Annotated in this window: 1 pseudogene; it reads left to right on the top strand. The window is 71.1% G+C overall.

Going from position 1 to position 235, the window contains the following annotated elements:
• Positions 1-235: pseudogene (locus KVT44_RS57110) on the top strand (hypothetical protein); the annotation flags it as partial.

The raw sequence follows: 235 nt of genomic DNA, 5'->3' as shown, positions 1-235 counted from the left end.
CCCGGGGTGCCCGCCGACGACTCCTCCCGCCGCCTGTCCCGCGAGATGGCCAGCGCCGAACGCGAGATGTTCGTGAAACTCCGTGACCACCGCTACATCGTCGTCGAAATGCTCCGCACGCTCCTGCGCAGACTCGACCTGGAGGAGGCGGTGGCCTACCGGGAAGCGGCGGGAGGTGCCGTACGAGGGCTCAGTGCGGTGTCCCGGGGATCACCGCCGCCACCGTCGTCCCCCG

This window comes from Streptomyces sp. GbtcB7 (assembly GCF_019091445.1).
In the GTDB taxonomy this organism is placed as follows: domain Bacteria; phylum Actinomycetota; class Actinomycetes; order Streptomycetales; family Streptomycetaceae; genus Streptomyces; species Streptomyces mirabilis.
Note: the sequence above shows the minus strand (reverse complement) of the source record. Positions and strands in the feature narration are given on the sequence as shown.